This window comes from Ideonella alba, from assembly GCF_018069875.1.
In the GTDB taxonomy this organism is placed as follows: domain Bacteria; phylum Pseudomonadota; class Gammaproteobacteria; order Burkholderiales; family Burkholderiaceae_C; genus Ideonella; species Ideonella alba.
The window spans coordinates 335,903-353,215 of the sequence record NZ_JAGQDF010000005.1; the positions used below are offsets into that span (position 1 = coordinate 335,903).

Sequence of the window (17,313 nt, forward strand, 5' to 3'; positions counted from 1 at the left end):
CGTCAGTGCGTGCCGGCCAGGCGCTGCACGGTGTTCAGGAAGCTGATCTTGGCGGCCTCCAGGCCGTCGACGATCTCCGCCGTGCGCGCCTGCAGGAAGGCATGCACCAGCAGGAAGGGAATGGCCACCATCAGCGCGAAGGCGGTGTTGTTCATCGCGATGGAGATGGACGCCGACAGCAGCTCGGCCTTCTCCGCCGGGTTGACCTGGGCCACCGCGGTGAAGGCCTTGATCAGGCCCATGATCGTGCCCAGCAGGCCGACCAGCGTGATCACGTTGGCGAAGGTGGCGATGTAGTGGGTGCGCTTCTCCAGGCGCGGGACGATCTCCATCATCCCTTCTTCCATCGCGGCGTCGATGTCCTCGCGCTTCTTCGAGGTCTGCAGCCGGTCCAGCCCGTTGGCCACCAGCTTGCCCAGCGCGGCGTCCGACGCACTGGCCAGCGACTGCACCTGCTTGAGCTGGCCCTGGCCCAGCAGCGGCTGCACCTGTTCCCACAGCGCCCGGTTGTCGCTGCGCGCGCGGCGCAGGAAGACGAAGCGCTCGATGGCAATGGCCAGGCCCAGCGACATGATCAGCAGGCTGGGGTAGATGAACAGGCCGCAATCCTGGAAGAACTTGACAGCGGTATCGAAGGCATTCATCGGGGGCTCTCGTTGGCGGTGGGTTGGGCGGTGGGGTTGGATTCGTTGGCAAAGCGCAGGCGGCGCTTGTGCACGTCGCGGTCGAGCGGGGCCAGCACCTCGTCGACCAGGCTGGTGGGCGGCTTGCCCTGCAGCGCATCGGGCAGCGGCTTCTTCCAGGGCACGATGTAGATGACCTTGGGCAGCTCGCGGTTGCCGACGATGCGGCTGGGGTCCATGTCGGCGCGGTCCTGCGCGCTGGCCGCGCAGGCGGCCAGCAGCAGCACGGCGGCAGTCAGGGCTCTCATGTGGCCTCCTTCTTCACCGGGGCAGCGGCCTTGGCGGCGCGCGGTTTGAGCTCGGCCACCCACTTGCCGACCTGGGCGTCGCCGCCCGGGGTCAGCTCGAGGTAGCGCTGGTACTGGGCGAGTGCCGCCACCGGCTCGTCCAGGTACAGGTCCAGCAGCACGCCCAGGTTCAGCACCGAGGCGGCGTGGCCCGGCTCGGCGGCCAGCGCCTGCTGCCAGCGCGCGCGGGCCTCGGGCAGCTTGCCTTGCTCGCGCAGCGCGATGGCCTCGCGGTTGAGCTGCGCGGCAGCGCCGGCGGCCTCGTCGCGGCGCTCGGCCTTGGCCCAGCGCGCCGGGCGCAGCGTGCGCAGCGCGGCCAGGCTCTGGCGCACCGGCTCGTCCCACTGGCCCTGGCGCACCCGGGCCGCGTTGGCTTCGTGCAGCGCGATGGCTTTCTCCTCGAACGGGTAGGCCTGCTCTTCCAGCAGCACGTCGTACTGTTCGCGCTCGGCCTTGCTGAGCTTCTTCGGCCGCTGGGACTTCAGCAGCGCCTGACCGAACTCCTGGTAGAGCGATGCACTGGCAAAGGTGGCGGCGGTGACCCCTTCGGCCACCCCGTCCTCGGCGGCCACGCCCCAGGCCTGCAGCGCGGCCTCCAGGCGGGTCTTCTTCAGCGCCAGCGACTTGGCCAGCGGCTCGGTCAGCGCCACCGCGCGGCAGGCCTCGTCGGCCGGCCGGGCCAGCGCCAGCGCGGCCTGTGCCGACAGCAGCCTGCTGCGCGCGGTGCGGGCGCTGCCGCCGGCGCGCTCGGTGGCCAGCAGTTCGCGCTGCCAGGCCAGCGTCTGGGCGGGGCTGCGCGCGTGGCGGGCTAGCGCGGCGCGGGCCTCGGTGGCCTCGGGCAGGGGCTGCGGCCAGGCCTTGAGGTAGCGCTCCCAGGTGGCGGCGGCGTCACGGTCCTGCGCGCTCTCGCGGCGCTGCGCAGCCAGCCACAGTGCGGTGCGGCGGGCCTCGGGCTCGCTGGCGCTGGCGGCCACGCGCTCGTATTCGGCGGCGGCCAGGGCGGGGCGCTGCAACTCGTCGTAGGCCAGGGCCAGGCGCGCGGGCAGCTGGGCCTGCAGCGCATGGCCGGGGTGCTGTCGGCGGAAGGCTTCCAGCGCCTCGGCAGCGCGCGGCCAGTCCTTCAGCGCGATCCACTGCGCGGCGGCGTCGAAGTCGGCGTTGGCGCGGATCGAGGCGCCCGGCGCGGCGCTGCCCACCTTGGCGAACAGCGCGGCGGCCTGGGCGCCCTGGCCGCCGTCGCGGGCGGCTTCGGCCTGGCGGTAGATGGCCGCGGCCAGCCGCTCGTTGAGCGCAGCGCGCGACGCGTCGCCGTCGGGCGTCAGCGCCAGCACCTGCTGGGTGGCGCGCTCGGCGTCGGCAAAGCGGCCGGCGTCGAAAGCGGCGCGGGCCTGCACGCCCAGCGCGCTGCGGCGCACCGGCGCGGCGGGCTCGGGCTGCCAGGCCAGCACGCGGGCGGCGCTGGCCTGGGCCTGGGCGGCCTGGCCGGCGCGCAGCTGGCGCTCGGCGGCATCGGCCAGCACGGCGGCGGCGCGCGGATCAGCGGCATGGCGTTCGGCAAAGCGCAGCGCGCTAGCCAGGCGCTCAGCGGCCAGCGCGGCGTTGTCCGGCGCGGCCTTCAGGCGTGCGTCGTGCGCCAGCAGCGCGGCGTAGCCGGCCTCGGCGCTGCGCGGGTGCGGCGGGTCCTGGTAGGCGGAGCGCTCGTACTCGGCGGCGGCGCTGTCGTACTGCCGGTCCTCGAACAGCAGCTCGGCCAGCAGGAAGCGCTGGCGCGGGCTGTCGGCGTCGTCGGGGAACTGGGTCAGCAGCGCCTGGTACCAGCGCACGGCGGCTTGCACATCGGCAGCCTGGTGGCTCTTCTGTGCGGCGGCGTGGTGGCGCTGGGCCAGCTCGCCCAGGAACTCGCGCACCAGCGGGCGGGCGCGTTGCCAGGCCTCGGGGGCACTGGCCTTGAAGGCCGGGTCCAGGCCGTAATGCTCGACGAAGGCCAGCTTGGCGGCCAGGGCCTGCTGCTCGAAGCCGGCCTCGGCGTGGATGCGCACCACCTGGGCCTGCAGCAGCGGCGCCATCGGGTCCTGCGGCGCGCGGCGCACGAAGGCGCCCAGCGCGTCGGCGGCGTCCTTGGGCCGGTCCTGCTTCAGGTACAGCGTGGCCTGGTTCTGGTACAGCCGCACCGCGTAGCCGGCGCGCTGCGGGCTGTCGACCAGCGGCGCGATGGCGGCCACGCCCTGCAGGTTCTCCAGCGCCAGCGCGATGACGCGCAGCACGTCGTCGACCAGCTCGCGGTTGGCGCGCGACAGGCCGGGCAGTTGCTCCACCGGCACGGCGGGGTCGCGGCCGGCCAGGTGGGTGTCGAGCACCGCCATGAAGTTGCCCAGTGCCGGCTCCAGCCGGGCCTGCTTGAACTGGCTCCAGCCCTGCATGTAGCGGGCGCGCTCGGTCAGCCCGTGCGGGCGCGGGCTGGCCAGCACCGCGCCGAAGGCGGCTTCGGCCGGCGCGTAGCGGCGCGCCGAGAACAACAGCTCGCCGCGGCGGAACTGCGCTTCGTCGAGCGCCGTGGTCTGCGGGCAGGTGGCCACCAGGCGGTCCAGCGTGGCCAGCGCGGCGGGCGCGTCGCCGCCCAGCTCCTGGGCGCGGGCCAGCTGGTAGAGCACGCGGTCATTGCCGGGGTCGTTGGGCGTTTCCTTCAGCAGCGTCTGGTAGCGGGCGATGGCGGCGCGGTAGTCGGCGCTGGCGCCGTCCTGGCTGGCCAGGCGGGCGTCGGTGGCGTCCATCTCCAGGTCACCCAGGCGGCGCAGGGCCTGGGCGCGCTGCTTGGCGTCGGGCTGGGCGGCCAGCAGGGCCTGCCAGGCGGCCAGCGCCCGCTGCTCATCGGTGGGCAGGCGGCCGGGGGTGACGGCCGGCAGCGGGCGCTGGGCCAGGGCCTTGAGCGTGGGCTGGTCGTCGCCGGGCAGCGGGCCGCTGGCGCAGCCGGCCAGGGCCAGGGCGGCGATCAGCAGGGCGGGCTCAGCGCGGCGCATCGGTGGCCTCCGGGGTGTCCAGCGGCTGGCGCGCGCGGTCGTGCAGTTGGGCGATGCCGTAGCGGGCCTGCTGGGCATAGGCACCCAGGCGTTGCTGCTGGGTCTGCAGCGCCGCCAGCGCCAGGTGCTGCAGCGCGCCGGCCTGCTCGCGCGCGGTGCGCTGCAGCGGCGGGAGCAGACGGGTGATGCGGGCGTCGAGCGCATCCAGGCGACGGGCAAAGTCGTCGAAGGCCTGGCGCTGGTCGGTCGGGCGGCCGCTGAAGCGCTGGCGGCGCGCCTGCGCCTCGTCCAGCGCGCTGGCACTGGCCTGCAGCGCGCGACGGGTGGTCCAGGCGGCCTCCGGCGCGGCCTGGGCCAGGTCCCACTGCAGGCGCCCTGCCAGCAGGCGCAGGCGCTCGGCATGGGCGGCCTGCTGCTCAGGCGGCAGGTCCTGCAGCGCGGCGCGCACGCGGGCGATGCGCTGCTGCAGCGCGCGCTGGCGCTCATCGGCAAAGGCCTGGCCGTCGCCGCTGGATTCGGCGGCGGCCAGCGCGGTCTCCAGCGCCGCCTGCTGGCGCTGCAGCGGCGCCACGGCCAGCTGGCCTTCCTCGGCGGCCAGCGCGGGCAGGCGCTGCTCGAAGACGGCGCGTCGGTGCGCCAGCATGTCGCGGTAGCTGGCGATGGTGCCCTGCCACGCGCTGAGGTGGGCGTGCAGGAACTGCAGGTCGCGCAGGGTCTTGTAGCCCTCCTGGAAGGCGTGGTCGGCCAGCACCGGCGCCAGCTGCGCGGCGTGCGGCAGCGGCGGCAGGGTCTCGGCGCTGCGCGACCAGGCCATGGCGTCGGCCGGGTTCAGCGCCACCAGGGCGTCCAGCCAGGCGTCGCGCTGCAGCTCGGCCTGGGTGGCTTGCAGGCGCTGCTGTTCGGTGTCGAAGCGGGTCAGGGCGTCGCTGTAGGCGGCCTCGGCGGCGGTGTCGGCCCCCAGCTCGGCCAGCGCATAGGGGATGGCGATGCGCGACTCCAGCACCGCGGCATCCCCAGGGTCGCGCCCGGCCAGCTCCTGCCAGGGCAGCAGCGCGCGGCGGGGGTTCTTCAGCGCCAGGTCGGCCCAGCCGAAGCCCAGCAGCGCCTTGGCCGAGGACGGGCCTTGCAGCCGCACGCGCTCCAGCGCGGTGCGCGCCGCCTCGGGCTCGCTGGCCTGCAGCGCGGCATAGCCCAGCGCCAGATTGGCCTGGTCGCGCAGCGCGCGCTGGGATTCGTGCGCGGCGGGCATGGTGCCCAGGCGCTCCAGCCAGGGCCGCCCTTCGTCCAGCCGGCCGGCGCGCACCAGGGCCACGCCCAGGTTGTAGCGGGCGTAGAGCGGGGCGTCGTCCACGGGCCTGCCCTGCGGGTCGGTGGCCAGGCTGACGCCCAGCCAGGCCCAGAAGCGGGCCCACCAGCTGCGCGCCGGGCCGGTGGTGGCGCTGGGGTCGTAGGGCTGTTCGGCCAGCGCGGTCAGCGCGGCGGCCGCCGCATCGGGCTGCTGGCGCGCCAGCGCCACCTGGGCGGCCAGCAGCGCGCGCGCCGGCTCCAGGCCGTCGGCCAGCGGGGCGCCGATGCGGTCCAGCGCGGTCTGGGCCTCATCGTCCAGGCCACGGGCGTAGCGCACCTGGGCCAGGAAGTACCAGGCGCGGTCGCGCACGGCGGCGTCGGCGCTGTCGGTCAGCAGCCGCTCGAAGACGGCGGCCGCTTCGTCGTGCATGCCCCAGGCCAGCAGCAGGCCGCCGCGCAGCAGCGCCGCCTCGTCGCCGTGCAGGCCCAGGCGGTCGAAGTGCTGCGACACCATCAAGGCGCTCAGCGCGTCGAAGTGGCGGTCCTGGAAGAAGAAGAACAAGCCATCGCCCCAGTGCGGCGCCTGCAGCGCGCGCACCGGCGGCGGATCGACCGCGGCCTGGGCCGGCACGGCCGCGGCCAGCGCCAGGGACAGCAACAGACGCTTCACTGCCAGACCTTGACGTCGAACTCGGGCTGCAACTTGGTCAGGCGGTCGGTGATGCGCAGCTCGATGTAGCGCGCCTCGCCGGCCTTGTCGAAGTTCAGCGTGGTGGCGCGCCGGTAATCGCGCGCATGCGGGCCCTGGCCGGTGAAGAAGGCGGTGACCTCGTGCGTGCCGGCCTTCAGGTTGCCCAGCCACAGGCGCTGCACGCCGCCGCGGTGCAGCGCGGCCACCTCGCGCTCGGTGTAGAGGTGCTGCGCGACCACCTTGTCGTCGAGCTTGACCTGCACCGACTCCAGACCGAAGAGCTGGCCCACGTCCATCGACACGAACACCGCCACCTGGCTGCTGGCCGGGTAGAGCAGTTCCTCTTCCAGCACCAGCAGGTCGCGGTTGAGCTGCAGCACCTGGGCCTTCAGCGCCTGGGCGCGGGCGTCGAGTGCAGCATCGGGCTGCGCCGGGGCGGAGGCGGCCGGTGCGGCCGGCGCCGCGGTCTGGGCCAGGGCGGTCGAGGGGCCGGCGAGCAGGGCCAGCACGAGCAGGAGGAGGCGGGTCATCGGTGTCAGAAGCTGCCGGTGGCCTGCACTTGCAGCAGCAGGCCGGTGAATCGGTAGGCCGCGCCGGAGCGCAGGTCGGTGTAGTCGCTGTGGCGGAAGTTCACCAGCTCGAGCGAGCCGCCCAGACGCAGGTTCCAGTCCTGCCAGCGGCCGCCGGCGGCGCGGCTGGCCTTGGCGCCCAGGCTGGTGCTGGTGAAGCTGCCCAGCTGGCGGTTGCGGCTGACGTAGAGCGTCTCGCGGGTGGCGTCGTCGCTGTAGAAGCTGGCCGCCTGCTGGCGGTTGAGGCGCACGAAGCCCTCGGCCAGCCAGTCGCCCAGAGCGCTGCCGAGGTAGCGGCTGTAGCCGCCTTCCAGCGTCACGGCCTGGATGCCCCAGTTGTCGCGGTAGAGGCGACCCTCGGCGCGCATCGCCTGACGCACGCTGTCGGACGACAGGTCGCCCTGCACGCGCAGCTTGACGGCCTGGCCGCTGCGGCTGCGCGGCACGCGCTCGGGCACCAGCGCGCCGAAGACGCGCGCGGCTCGGTAGGGGCTGCCCAGGTAGCCGTCATCGGCCAGCGATTCGGCGCTGAGCGCGGCCAGCCAGCGCGGGCTGAGCACCTGCGTCCAGCCGGCGCGCCATTGCCAGTGGCGGGCCTCATCGGCAAAGCCCGGGTCGCCATGGCGCTTGACCTGGTCGGCGCCGCGGCTGAAGCCCAGGCTCACCGTGGCCATGCCGCTCCAGACCTCCTGGCTGATGTCGGCGCTGAGCGTGCGGGCGGTGTAGTCGGGCTCGGTGCTGTTCGTCAGGCCCAGGTGCAGCAGGGTGTCGCGCACTGCGTGGTCGACACCCACGCCCAGCTCGGTGCGCGTCTCCTTGAATGGGCTGGCGGTGGTGACCACGTCAATCGAGGCATTGCTGACCGCATCCACGTAGAGCTGACCGCTGAGCTGCACCCGGTCGGCGATGCTCTTGCGCACCAGCAGCGCCGGACCGATGGCGCGCACGCCGCCGCCGTTGTAGATGTGGATCAGCGCCTCGGCGCCGTCGGGCGGCAGGTCCACCGCCTGCGCGGCGGGGGCGAGCAGGGCGCCGCCGCCCAGCCCCAGCGCGCGCGCCAGCAGGCGGGCAACGCGGCGCAGCGTGTCAGTTGCAGCCACAGCCGCCTCCTTGCACGCCGTTGGCGCCACGGGCAGCTTCGCGCACCGTGTAGACGTGCTCGCGGTGGCGCGCGGCCAGCTGGTCGCGGCCCGGGTTCATCATCGGGTCGGCCAGGCGCTCGCGCTCGTAAGGCGCGACCCAGGGCTCGGGGATGGCGCAGCCGGACAGCGCGGCGGCGCACAGCATCAGCATCAGCGTGGGCTTCATCGTCAGTCTCGCAGCAGTTCGCGCAGCTGGGGTTCGTAGAGCGACTCGACCCAGCCGGCCTGGTAGCCGCGGTGCAGGCGGCGCAGCACGCCGTCGCGGTCGATCAGCAGGGTGCTGGGCATGGCCTTGATCTCGTAGAGGCGGCTGACCGCCTTGTCGGTGTCCAGCAGCACCGGGAAGGCGGTGCGCAGCTTGTCGACGGTGGCGGCGGCGTTCTTCGGCTCGTCGTCGACGTTGACGCCCCACAGCGCGAAACCCGAGGCGCGGTACTTGTCGTGCAGGCGCGAGAGCAGCGGCATCTCGTCGCGGCAGGGGCCGCACCAGCTGGCCCAGAAGTTCAGCATCAGCACCTGGCCGCGCTGCTCGCGCAGGCGCAGCGGCGCGCCACTGAGCTGGCGCAGCGTGAAGTCGGGCGCCGCCGCGCCCGGGGCGATGGTGGCGCGTGCGGGCAGTGCGGCCGCGGCCAGCGGAGCCAGCAGGCAGTGGCGTCGGGTCAGCATCATGGCGCTCAGAACAGGAACGAGGCGCCCAGCGTCAGCTCGGGGTTGTGGGTGCGGTCGCGCTGGCCCAGCAGGTCCAGCGGGAACAGGTGGTCACGCAGGTCCACGCGCAGCGCCCACTCGTCGCGCAGGAAGACGCGCCAGCCCATGCCCAGGTTGAAGGTCTGCGCGCGCTGGCCGTTGAAGCGGGTGGTGCCGACGCCGCCGATCAGGTAGAGCTGCGTGGGCAGCGCGCGCTGCGCGCCCAGGAACAGCTCGCCGGGCAGCAGGTTGTAGCCGGCCGAGAGGTTCATGTACTTCAGCGTTTCCTGGCCCGGCGTGATCACGCCGCCGGGCAGCACGCGGCGAAAGGCCTCGTCGCTGACCTTGGCCTGGCCCAGCGCGGCCTCGACGAACCAGTCCTCGGTGAGGTGGTAGGCCAGGCGCAGGCCGGCCGCGCCCTGCGTACCGAAGTTCTGCACCGAGTAGATGCCGAAGAACAGCCCCACCTCGAAATCGGTCGAGGGCAGGCGCGGCAGCTTCACGTCACGCCGCTCGACTGTCGGTTGCACCGGCTGCTCGGCCGGCGGTGGGGTTTGGGCGCGGGCCAGGGGCAGGGAGCAGGCCAGGGCCAGTGCGGCCAGGAGGTGGGTCAGGGGCTTCATCGGTGGGGTGGGGTCAGAAGAAGAAGGACAGTCCGGCGTTCAGCGCGCGGTACTCGCCATAGCCGCTGTCGCCCAGCAGCGCGGTGTAGAGGGTCCAGTCCAGGCGCACGACGAAACGTTCGGCCAGGTGCACCCGCAGGCCGGCGGTGGCCAGGCCCATGTTGACGTTGGTGCGTGCGTCGTCGACCAGGCTGTTGTTGGGCAGGTTGTTGAAGCGCCCCAGGCCCACGCCCACGAAGGGCGACCAGCGCTGGTTGGACCAGGGCTCGCTGACGATCTGCACCTGGGCCAGCGAGGTGCCCGAGTACACGCCCTGCACCTGGCCGATCGCCAGCTCCAGCGCCAGCGCCTCGTGCAGGCGCCAGCCGGCCCACAGGCGCACCATGGGCTCGGACTGGAAGCGGCCGATCATCGCGCCGGCCTCGACGCGGCGCTGCAGGTAATCCTGCAGCTGCAGGCCGGCAAAACGGGTGGGCTGGCCGTCGTCGCCCAGCGTGGCCAGCAGCTGATCGCGCGTGACCCAGCCGACCTGGCCGGTCTCGGCACGCAGCTTGAACCAGTCGGTGTGGCGCCGCTCGACCTGCACCCAGGCGCCGCGCTCGGCCACGTAGTGCACCGGGTAGCCGCGGCCCGGGCCGGTGCGGAACTCGATGAAGGGGTCGGCCACCTGTACGCGCTGCACGGCGGCCAGGCCGGGACCGTCCACGCCCTGTGCCTGCGCGCCCAGCACGCCCAGGGCCAGCGCGGCGGCCAGCAGATGTCTTGTCAGCCAGCTCATCGGGTGTTGCAACTGCCGGTGGCCGGGTCGGCCGGGGTGAACATCGCGTAGGTGGCGCTGCTGAACTCGTCCTGGTCTTTGGGGGCCGGGTGGGTGATCCAGTAGCGGATGCGCAGCGCCAGCTCGTCGTCGGCACTGCCCAGCACCTGGCCGCCGCCATGCAGCATGCCCAGCAGCAGCGGCTTGGCCAGCAGCCGGCTGCCCTCGGGGTTGCCGGGCACGGTGACGCCCTGGGCGGAGTAGAAGTTGCGGTACATCTGGCTGGCGCGGATCTCATCGGCCGTCAGGCCCAGGTCCACCGTGGCGGCGTTGCCGATCAGGCGCAGCGCGCCGCCGGTGCCGTTGGTGTTGTCATGGCAGCCACCGGCGGCGCAGGTGGCGGTGCCGCCGCCGGGCAACGTCAGCGGCGAGCTCAGCAGCGGCTGCACGCACTTCTGGAAGTAGGCGAAGGCCAGCTTCTGGCCGCTGGCGCCTTCCGGGTTGTCGATGTCGGCGGCGCCGCCGCAGCCGGCCAGCAGGGCGGCGGTCCATGCCAGGGCGATCAGTCTCATGGGGTGGGGCATCCGCTGGCGATCCAGCTGTAAATGGCCTGGTAGCCGGCGCTGCCCACGGGCAGCGGGGCACGGGTCTGGCCGGTGGCGCCGCTGGGGTGCGGGCGGGTCGACGGCTGGGCCAGCAGCGGGTTGGCCGCGGGCTGGCAGGTGTTGGTGACCATCGACAGCGTGACGTTGTAGTCGCCCTCGGCGTCGCCGGTCAGCACGAAGCGGTTGCGGCGGAAATCGGTGCCGCGGCCGCTGCCCACGCCCATGTGGCAGGCGGTGGCGCAGGTGCTGCTGAGCACCGGCAGCACCTTGGCGGTGAAGGTGGCCTGGCTCAGCGTGCGCACCTCACGCACCTGGGCGTTGGCGTCGAAGGGGTCGTTGTAGTACTTGCCGCCCAGGTCGATCCACTCGGCCACCAGGCGCTTCTCGGCGGCGTTGAGCAAGGCGCTGTGGTTGACCGCGGGCGTGGGGTAGATCGTGCGGGTGTCGGCGCCGGCCATCAGCGTCTGGCCGCTGAGGATCTCGACCAGCCGGCTCTTGCGCGCCAGGCCCGCCGCATCGCCCTCGCTGGCGCCGGTCTCCACCAGTGCCGGCTCGCGCACCACCTCGGGAACGCCCTCGACCAGGCGCGTCACCGGCAGGCCGGTGACCGGGTCGATCACCGGCGCGCCCACCAGCAGCGACTCGTAGCTCAGCAGACGGCCGGTGCCGGCGATGCTGGCGCTCAGGTCCAGCGCGGCGCCAGCGCCGTGGCAGCGGGTGCAGGTGTTGCTGCCGCGGTCGCGGGTCCACAGGGGCTGGATGTGCTCGGGGTAGTTGATGACGCCGCGCAGCGGCACGGTGGTGGCCAGGTCATTCGCAGCCAGGGCGTTGCCGGTGTAGCGCAACGCCACGCTGGGCCGGGCCTGCACCCCGGGGCGGGCGGTGTCGGCCCAGATGTCCTGCGACAGGAGGTCGGTCGCCAGTTGCAGCGCGCTGGGGTCCAGCCGGGTGCGGGTGGAGGCCATGGTCTCGCCCGACAGCCGCGCCGAGGCCATGGCGCTGCGCCAGGCGGCCGGCACGGTGTCGACCACCGTGCCGGAGTTCAGCGCGCCGCCGCGTCGCGGGCTGTGGCAGCCGTCGCAGGTGCGGCGCTCGCCGGGGCGCACCTGGATCCAGTTGGTGTGGGTCTGGAAGGCGCGGCCTTCGGCGTCCACCACCGCCAGGCCGATCGGCGTGTCGGCGGGCACGCGCAGCTTGAACGAGCCGTCGGGTTCGATGGGTGCGTAGCCCAGGATCTGCTGCGGCTCGAAGTTGGTCTCGCCGATCGCATGGCGCAGGCCGATCGAGCCCGATGGCGGCGCCACCGCCCGCATCACGCGGATGAAGCGCGCCGGGCTGCACAGGTAGGCACTGTCGGCCGGGTCCTTCATGCGCAGCAGGTGGGCGACCTGGGCGCGGGTGTCGGCGGCGTCGGTGGGGGTGGTCTTGGGGATGGGCTCGCTGCAGGCACCGGCGGTGTCCACCGGAGCCAGCACCGGGTCGCCCATGCGGCCCAGGCCGTCGGTGTCGTAGACGCTGCGCACCTCCAGCAGGCCCAGCTTCTGCGCCGCCAGGTCGCTGTCCAGGTTGGTGGGCTCCACCACCTTGGGCTCGGTGCGGGCCACCAGCGCGATCGGGTCGGTGTACATGAAGCCCGGCGGCGGCGAGGCCACGTTCAGCCAGGTCTGCTGCTTCGGGTTGAACATGTAGATCGCGTAGTGCGGGCGCACGTTGTCCTGCAGCTCATCGGCTTCACGCTGTTCGATCGTGCGGTTGGCATCGCCCAGGCGGTCCAGCTCGGCCTGCGTCAACGAGGCGCAGGGCACGACATCGGTGCCGCGGTGCACCTCGCAGGGTTTCCAGGCCACCAGGATGCGGTCGGTGCCGTCCCACAGCGGGTAGGGCGTGGTGGCACGGCCGAAGGGCGAGAAGCCGCGCTCGGCGTTGAGCGTCTTGTCGGTCATCGCCACCTGGCCGCCCTGCGTGGGCACGTCCTTGTTGGCCGGGGTGTTCTGCTCGGAGTAGTTGGCCACGTCCACCCGCACCAGCGCGCCGCCTTCGTGGGTGCGCTGCAGCGGCATCAGGTCCGAGGTGATCTGGCCGGCGTAGGCGCCCTGGGGGTCCATGTCGCGCGGGTTCAGGAAGGTGTTGCCCTCGCTGTGCGAGCCGTACAGCACGAACAGGTCGGTGCCGTCGGGCTTCATGCGGAAGACCTTGAAGTGGTTGCGGTCCGCCACATGGTCCCAGCGCGAGAACATCACGTCGCCGTTGAGCCGGATCACCGGGTTGCGGTCGTGGCTCTGGTTGAACGAGACCTGGGTGATGGCCGCGCCGTCGGCATCCATGGTGTGCAGGTTGAAGACGCGCTGGCGTTCGTACTCGTCCAGCGCGTAGTAGCTGCGGCCCAGCGCCTGGTTGGCGTAGGAGCCGGTCTGGCGGTTGCTGCTGAAGACGAAGCCGCGGCCGCCGGGCAGGTAGACCGGGTCGACGTCGTCGCTTTCGGTGGAGGCGGTCAGGCGGCGGAAGCTGCCCTTGGTCAGGCCGCCGCTGCTCATGTCGTATTCCCAGATGTTCCAGCGCCCGGTGCAGGCGGGCAGGCCGCCGATCGTGGCGCTGTTGCTGGCCGGGCAGCGCATCGCGAAGACGATCTTCTTGCCGTCGTAGGACACCTCGGGGTCGGAGGCATCGCCGCGGCCCTGGGTGAATGCCGCGGTCAGGTTGTGTTCGGGCGCGCTGGGCGAGGAGGTCTCGCGCAGCATCAGATCGCCGCCTTCGGCAAAGCCGCCACCATCGGTGGGGTTCAGGTTCAGCGTGTCGGCGCGCTTGACGTAGGCGATGGGGATGTCGCCCTCGACGATCACGCTGTCGCTGCTGCCGCTGCCGGAGCAGGCGGCCAGCACGGCGGCGGCGGCCAGGGCAGCGGTCAGCCACCCGATCGGACGTGTCAGGGTCATGAATGGCTCCCGTTGAATCCGGCGCTGGCGTGCAGCACGCCCTGCGCATCGACCAGCACGGCGTCGACGCCGGGCCAGTCCTCGAGCATCGCGAAACCCCGGCGGGGCCCGTGGATGAACAGCATCTTGGACAGCGCCTCGGCCGTGACCCCATCGGGCGCCAGCACCGTGACGCTGGTGGCGCCGCGCGCCGAGTCGCCGGTGCGCGGATCGATCAGGTGGTGGTGGCGCACGCCGCCGCGCTCGAAACCGCGCTCGTAGTCGCCCGAGGTGGACACCGCGGTGTCCTGCAGCGGCAGCACCGCCACGGTGTCGCCCTTGCGGCGCGGGTGGGCGATGCCCAGCTGCCAGGGCCGGCCGCGGCGGTCGCCCAGCAGGTGGCTGTCGCCGCCGGCGGCCACCATCGCGTGCTGGATGCCGCGCTGACGCAGCAGCGCCACCGCGCGGTCCACCGCATGGCCCTTGGCGATGCCGCCCAGGTCGATGCGCATGCCGGCGCGGCCGAAGCGCAGCGTGCCGGCACGGCGGTCCAGGTGCAGCTCGCGCCAGTCCACCAGGCCGCGCGCTGCCGCCAGCAGCTGCGGGCTGGGCACGGTGCCGGCACGGTAGTCGTAGAGCTGGCCGATGGCGGCGAAGCTGATGTCGAAGGCGCCGTCGGTGCGGGCCGAGAAGTCCAGCGCCCGCGCCAGCAGTGTGGCCATCTCCTCGCGCAGCGGCACCGCATGGTGGGCCGCCTCGCGGTTGATGCGCGAGAGCTCAGAGGCCGGCTTGTGCGGGCTCATCAGGCGGTCGATGCGGTGCATCTCGTCGAAGACCACGTCCAGCGCGGCCTCGCCCTCGGCGGGGCTGTCGGCCCACAGCTCGGCGCTGATCGCGGTGCCCATGATCGCGGCCTCGCGGCGGTACCAGCCGGGCACGGGTGCGACCGGCGGCGCCGACCGGCGCAGCACGCGGGGCAGGGCGGCCAGCAGGCTCACGGCACGCTCCGCAGGGCGGTGGAGGTTGTCGGGCAAAGCAGCGGCCCGACCTCGCTCACAGGCGGTGTCATACGGGGGGTCCTTGTGGGTCTCTCGTTCGCCGGCGGTGGGGGTCAACCGGCGGCGAGAATGTAACAACGCGGCCTTCTGAAACGCGTTACAACTCGTTCGATTGGGCAACCGTGCGCGTGCATCGGCGCCGCGTGCGGCCGGGCCCAGGAGGTGGCACTTCTATAATCCGCAGCTTCGCCTCCACCCCGGTGGCGCCCAGGGCCGCGCCCTGCTGCCGGGCCCCGCCTCGAACACCGAAAGTCCCGGATGAAAGCCTCCGAGATCCGTCACACCTTCCTGAAGTTCTTCGAGTCCAAGGGCCACCAGATCGTGGCCTCCAGCCCGGTCATTCCCGGCGACGACCCGACCCTGCTGTTCACCAACGCAGGCATGAACCAGTTCAAGGACGTGTTCCTGGGCTTTGACAAGCGCGCCTACAGCCGCGCCACCACCAGCCAGAAGTGCATCCGCGCCGGCGGCAAGCACAACGACCTCGACAACGTGGGCTACACCGCGCGGCACCACACCTTCTTCGAGATGCTGGGCAACTTCAGTTTCGGCGATTACTTCAAGAAAGATGCGATCGCTTACGCCTGGGAGCTGCTGACCGGCCACTTCAAGCTGCCCCCCGAGAAGCTGTGGGTCACGGTCTACTCGGAGGACGACGAGGCCTACGAGATCTGGAACAAGGTGGTGGGCGTGCCCGCCGAGCGCATCGTGCGCATCGGCGACAACAAGGGCGGCCGCTACATGTCCGACAACTTCTGGATGATGGGCGACACCGGCCCCTGCGGGCCCTGCACCGAGATCTTCTACGACCACGGCCCCGACGTGGCCGGCGGCCCCCCGGGCAGCCCCGACGAAGACGGTGACCGCTACATCGAGATCTGGAACAACGTCTTCATGCAGTTCAACCGCACTGAAGACGGCGTGATGCACCCGCTGCCCAAGCCCAGTGTCGACACCGGCATGGGCCTGGAGCGCATCACCGCGGTGCTGCAGCATGTGCACAGCAACTACGAGATCGATCTCTTCGTGGCCTTGCTCGCGGCGGCGAAGAACGCCGTGGATCATGCGACCCCCAAGCTAGCCGCTGACGCGGCGTCGCTACCCCCCGAGGGGGCTGGCGCTGGCTTGGGGCGGCCCGGCGCCAGCGCCGCCGCCACGGGATGTGATCCGTCCAGCCCCAGCCTGAAGGTCATCGCCGACCACATCCGTGCCTGCGCCTTCACCGTGGCCGACGGCGTGATCCCCGGCAACGCCGGCCGGGGCTTCGTGCTGCGCCGCATTGCCCGCCGCGCGATCCGCCACGGCTACAAGCTGGGTGCGCGCGCGCCCTTTTTCCATACCCTGGTGCACCCGCTGGCCGCCGAGATGGGCGAGGCCTACCCCGAGCTGCGCGCCAACGCCGACCGCGTGTTCGCGGTGCTCAAGCAGGAGGAAGAGCGCTTCTTCCAGACCATCGACCGCGGCATGGAGATCCTCGACGCCGCGCTGGAAGCACTGGGCACGGCCGGCGGCAAAGTGCTGGACGGCGAGACCGCCTTCAAGCTGCACGACACCTTCGGCTTCCCGGTGGACCTGACCGGCGATGTCTGCCGCGAGCGTGGCTACACCGTGCACCAGGGCGATTTCGAGGCGGCGATGAGCCGCCAGCGCGAGCAGGCCCGCGCGGCCGGCAAGTTCAAGATGGCCCAGGGCCTGGAGTACAGCGGCGTGGCCACCGCCTTCCACGGCTATGAGCACCTGGTGTGCGAGACCTCCAAGGTCGTGGCCGTCTACGTGGACGGCTCGCCGGTCGCCAGTGCCAAGGCGGGGGATGACGCCGTGATCGTGCTTGACCACACCCCGTTCTACGCCGAGAGCGGCGGCCAGTGCGGTGACGCGGGCGAGCTGCGCAACGCCAGCACCAAGGTCGAGGTGGCCGACACCTTCAAGATCCAGGCCGATGTCTTTGGCCACCAGGGCCACATCGCCGAGGGCGAGGTGAAGGTGGGCGACGTCTTCACCGCCAAGGTCAACGCCGAGCTGCGTGCGAAGACCGTGCGCAACCACAGCGCCACCCACCTGATGCACAAGGCGCTGCGCGAGGTGTTGGGCGGCCATGTGCAGCAGAAGGGCTCGCTGGTCACGCCCGAGCGCACCCGCTTCGACTTCGCCCACACCCAGCCGATGACGGCCGACGAGATCCGCCGTGTCGAGGCGCTCGTCAACGCCGAGATCCTGGCCAACGCCGCCGCCAACGCCCAGGTGATGGCGCTGGACGATGCGCAGAAGAGCGGCGCGATGATGCTCTTCGGCGAGAAGTACGGCGAGACCGTGCGGGTGCTGAGCATCGGCTCCAGCAAGGAGCTGTGCGGCGGCACGCACGTCAAGGCCACGGGTGACATTGGCCTGTTCAAGATCGTGGCCGAGGGCGGTGTGGCCGCCGGCATCCGCCGCGTCGAAGCGGTGACCGGCGACAACGCGCTGGCTTACCTGCAGGGCCTGGAGAACACCGTCAACGCCGCTGCCGGCGCGCTCAAGGCCGCACCGGCCGAGCTGCCCGGCCGCATCGCCAGCCTGCAGGAGCAGGTGCGCGCGCTGGAGAAGGACATCGCCGCGCTCAAGGGCAAGCTGGCGTCCAGCCAGGGCGACGAGCTGGTGGCCCAGGCCGTGGACATCAAGGGCCTGAAGGTGCTGGCTGCCACGCTGGACGGCGCCGACGCCGCCACGCTGCGCAACACCCTGGACCAGCTGAAGAACAAGCTCAAGACCGCGGCCATCGTGCTGGCCAGCGTGGACGGCGCCAAGGTGCAGCTGGCCGCCGGCGTCACCGCCGACAGCATGGCCAAGCTGAAGGCCGGCGAGCTGGTCAACTTCGTCGCCCAGCAGGTGGGCGGCAAGGGCGGCGGCAAGCCTGACATGGCCATGGCCGGCGGCACCAATGCCGCCGCGCTGCCGGCCGCGCTGGCCTCGGTGGCCGGCTGGGTCAGCGAGCGGGTCTGAGTGGCCGCAGGTGACC

General features: G+C 72.4%; 14 protein-coding genes. 1 reads left to right on the forward strand and 13 read right to left on the reverse strand.

Translation table 11 applies throughout. The features are described 5' to 3' along the window. Positions 1-2 precede the first annotated feature (2 nt). From KAK07_RS11120 to KAK07_RS11180, 13 genes are read right to left on the reverse strand one after another with little or no spacing between them, the layout of a single operon-like run. Positions 3-644, reverse strand: a complete 642-nt coding sequence (locus KAK07_RS11120) for a MotA/TolQ/ExbB proton channel family protein (protein ID WP_210804151.1) — start codon at positions 642-644, stop codon at positions 3-5. Further along, positions 641-931 (reverse strand): hypothetical protein, encoded by a 291-nt coding sequence (locus KAK07_RS11125; protein ID WP_210860704.1) that lies wholly within the window; start codon positions 929-931, stop codon positions 641-643. The genes KAK07_RS11120 and KAK07_RS11125 overlap by 4 nt, the downstream gene beginning before the upstream one ends. Continuing rightward, the gene (locus KAK07_RS11130) at positions 928-3,987 is read right to left on the reverse strand and encodes a tetratricopeptide repeat protein (RefSeq protein ID WP_210860707.1); all 3,060 of its coding nucleotides are present in this window, start codon (positions 3,985-3,987) and stop codon (positions 928-930) included. Before KAK07_RS11130 ends, KAK07_RS11125 begins: the two co-directional genes overlap by 4 nt. Continuing rightward, complete coding sequence (locus KAK07_RS11135; RefSeq protein WP_210860709.1) at positions 3,974-5,944, reverse strand: hypothetical protein; 1,971 nt, start codon at positions 5,942-5,944, stop codon at positions 3,974-3,976. Before KAK07_RS11135 ends, KAK07_RS11130 begins: the two co-directional genes overlap by 14 nt. Then, positions 5,941-6,495: an AraC family transcriptional regulator gene (locus KAK07_RS11140; protein ID WP_210854554.1), complete on the reverse strand. Its 555-nt coding sequence runs from the start codon at positions 6,493-6,495 to the stop codon at positions 5,941-5,943. The genes KAK07_RS11135 and KAK07_RS11140 overlap by 4 nt, the downstream gene beginning before the upstream one ends. 5 nt (positions 6,496-6,500) lie before the next feature. Beyond that, positions 6,501-7,634: a DUF3570 domain-containing protein gene (locus KAK07_RS11145; protein WP_210860711.1), complete on the reverse strand. Its 1,134-nt coding sequence runs from the start codon at positions 7,632-7,634 to the stop codon at positions 6,501-6,503. Next, positions 7,621-7,842 (reverse strand): DUF4266 domain-containing protein, encoded by a 222-nt coding sequence (locus KAK07_RS11150; protein WP_210854556.1) that lies wholly within the window; start codon positions 7,840-7,842, stop codon positions 7,621-7,623. Before KAK07_RS11150 ends, KAK07_RS11145 begins: the two co-directional genes overlap by 14 nt. A 2-nt stretch (positions 7,843-7,844) precedes the next feature. After that, a complete protein-coding gene (locus KAK07_RS11155; RefSeq protein WP_247661154.1) occupies positions 7,845-8,342 on the reverse strand; it encodes a TlpA disulfide reductase family protein in 498 nt (165 codons plus the stop codon). 8 nt (positions 8,343-8,350) lie between these two features. Then, positions 8,351-8,986: an outer membrane beta-barrel domain-containing protein gene (locus tag KAK07_RS11160; RefSeq protein WP_210860713.1), complete on the reverse strand. Its 636-nt coding sequence runs from the start codon at positions 8,984-8,986 to the stop codon at positions 8,351-8,353. A 13-nt stretch (positions 8,987-8,999) separates the two neighbouring features. After that, positions 9,000-9,764 carry an SH3 domain-containing protein gene (locus KAK07_RS11165; RefSeq protein WP_210854559.1) on the reverse strand — a complete coding sequence of 255 codons (765 nt, stop codon included), beginning with the start codon at positions 9,762-9,764 and terminating at the stop codon, positions 9,000-9,002. Further along, on the reverse strand, positions 9,761-10,315 hold the full coding sequence (locus KAK07_RS11170) for a hypothetical protein (RefSeq protein WP_210854560.1): 555 nt from the start codon (positions 10,313-10,315) through the stop codon (positions 9,761-9,763). Before KAK07_RS11170 ends, KAK07_RS11165 begins: the two co-directional genes overlap by 4 nt. Further along, on the reverse strand, positions 10,312-13,281 hold the full coding sequence (locus KAK07_RS11175; RefSeq protein ID WP_210860715.1) for an HzsA-related protein: 2,970 nt from the start codon (positions 13,279-13,281) through the stop codon (positions 10,312-10,314). The genes KAK07_RS11170 and KAK07_RS11175 overlap by 4 nt, the downstream gene beginning before the upstream one ends. Then, complete coding sequence (locus tag KAK07_RS11180) at positions 13,278-14,258, reverse strand: FAD:protein FMN transferase (protein ID WP_310740719.1); 981 nt, start codon at positions 14,256-14,258, stop codon at positions 13,278-13,280. Before KAK07_RS11180 ends, KAK07_RS11175 begins: the two co-directional genes overlap by 4 nt. A 318-nt stretch (positions 14,259-14,576) precedes the next feature. Here KAK07_RS11180 and alaS point away from each other — a divergent pair, with 318 nt between their 5' ends. Beyond that, positions 14,577-17,297, forward strand: a complete 2,721-nt coding sequence (gene alaS, locus KAK07_RS11185; RefSeq protein WP_210860717.1) for an alanine--tRNA ligase — start codon at positions 14,577-14,579, stop codon at positions 17,295-17,297. The last annotated feature ends 16 nt before the right edge of the window (positions 17,298-17,313 follow it).

Coding starts and splice junctions, on each gene's coding strand:
- KAK07_RS11150 (WP_210854556.1), bottom strand. CDS start 7,842: ATGAAGCCCACGCTGATGCTGATGCTGTGCGCCGCCGCGCTGTCCGGC.
- KAK07_RS11160 (WP_210860713.1), bottom strand. CDS start 8,986: ATGAAGCCCCTGACCCACCTCCTGGCCGCACTGGCCCTGGCCTGCTCC.
- KAK07_RS11140 (WP_210854554.1), bottom strand. CDS start 6,495: ATGACCCGCCTCCTCCTGCTCGTGCTGGCCCTGCTCGCCGGCCCCTCG.
- KAK07_RS11165 (WP_210854559.1), bottom strand. CDS start 9,764: ATGAGCTGGCTGACAAGACATCTGCTGGCCGCCGCGCTGGCCCTGGGC.
- KAK07_RS11120 (WP_210804151.1), bottom strand. CDS start 644: ATGAATGCCTTCGATACCGCTGTCAAGTTCTTCCAGGATTGCGGCCTG.
- KAK07_RS11125 (WP_210860704.1), bottom strand. CDS start 931: ATGAGAGCCCTGACTGCCGCCGTGCTGCTGCTGGCCGCCTGCGCGGCC.
- KAK07_RS11170 (WP_210854560.1), bottom strand. CDS start 10,315: ATGAGACTGATCGCCCTGGCATGGACCGCCGCCCTGCTGGCCGGCTGC.
- KAK07_RS11130 (WP_210860707.1), bottom strand. CDS start 3,987: ATGCGCCGCGCTGAGCCCGCCCTGCTGATCGCCGCCCTGGCCCTGGCC.
- KAK07_RS11175 (WP_210860715.1), bottom strand. CDS start 13,281: ATGACCCTGACACGTCCGATCGGGTGGCTGACCGCTGCCCTGGCCGCC.
- KAK07_RS11155 (WP_247661154.1), bottom strand. CDS start 8,342: ATGCTGACCCGACGCCACTGCCTGCTGGCTCCGCTGGCCGCGGCCGCA.
- alaS (WP_210860717.1), top strand. CDS start 14,577: ATGAAAGCCTCCGAGATCCGTCACACCTTCCTGAAGTTCTTCGAGTCC.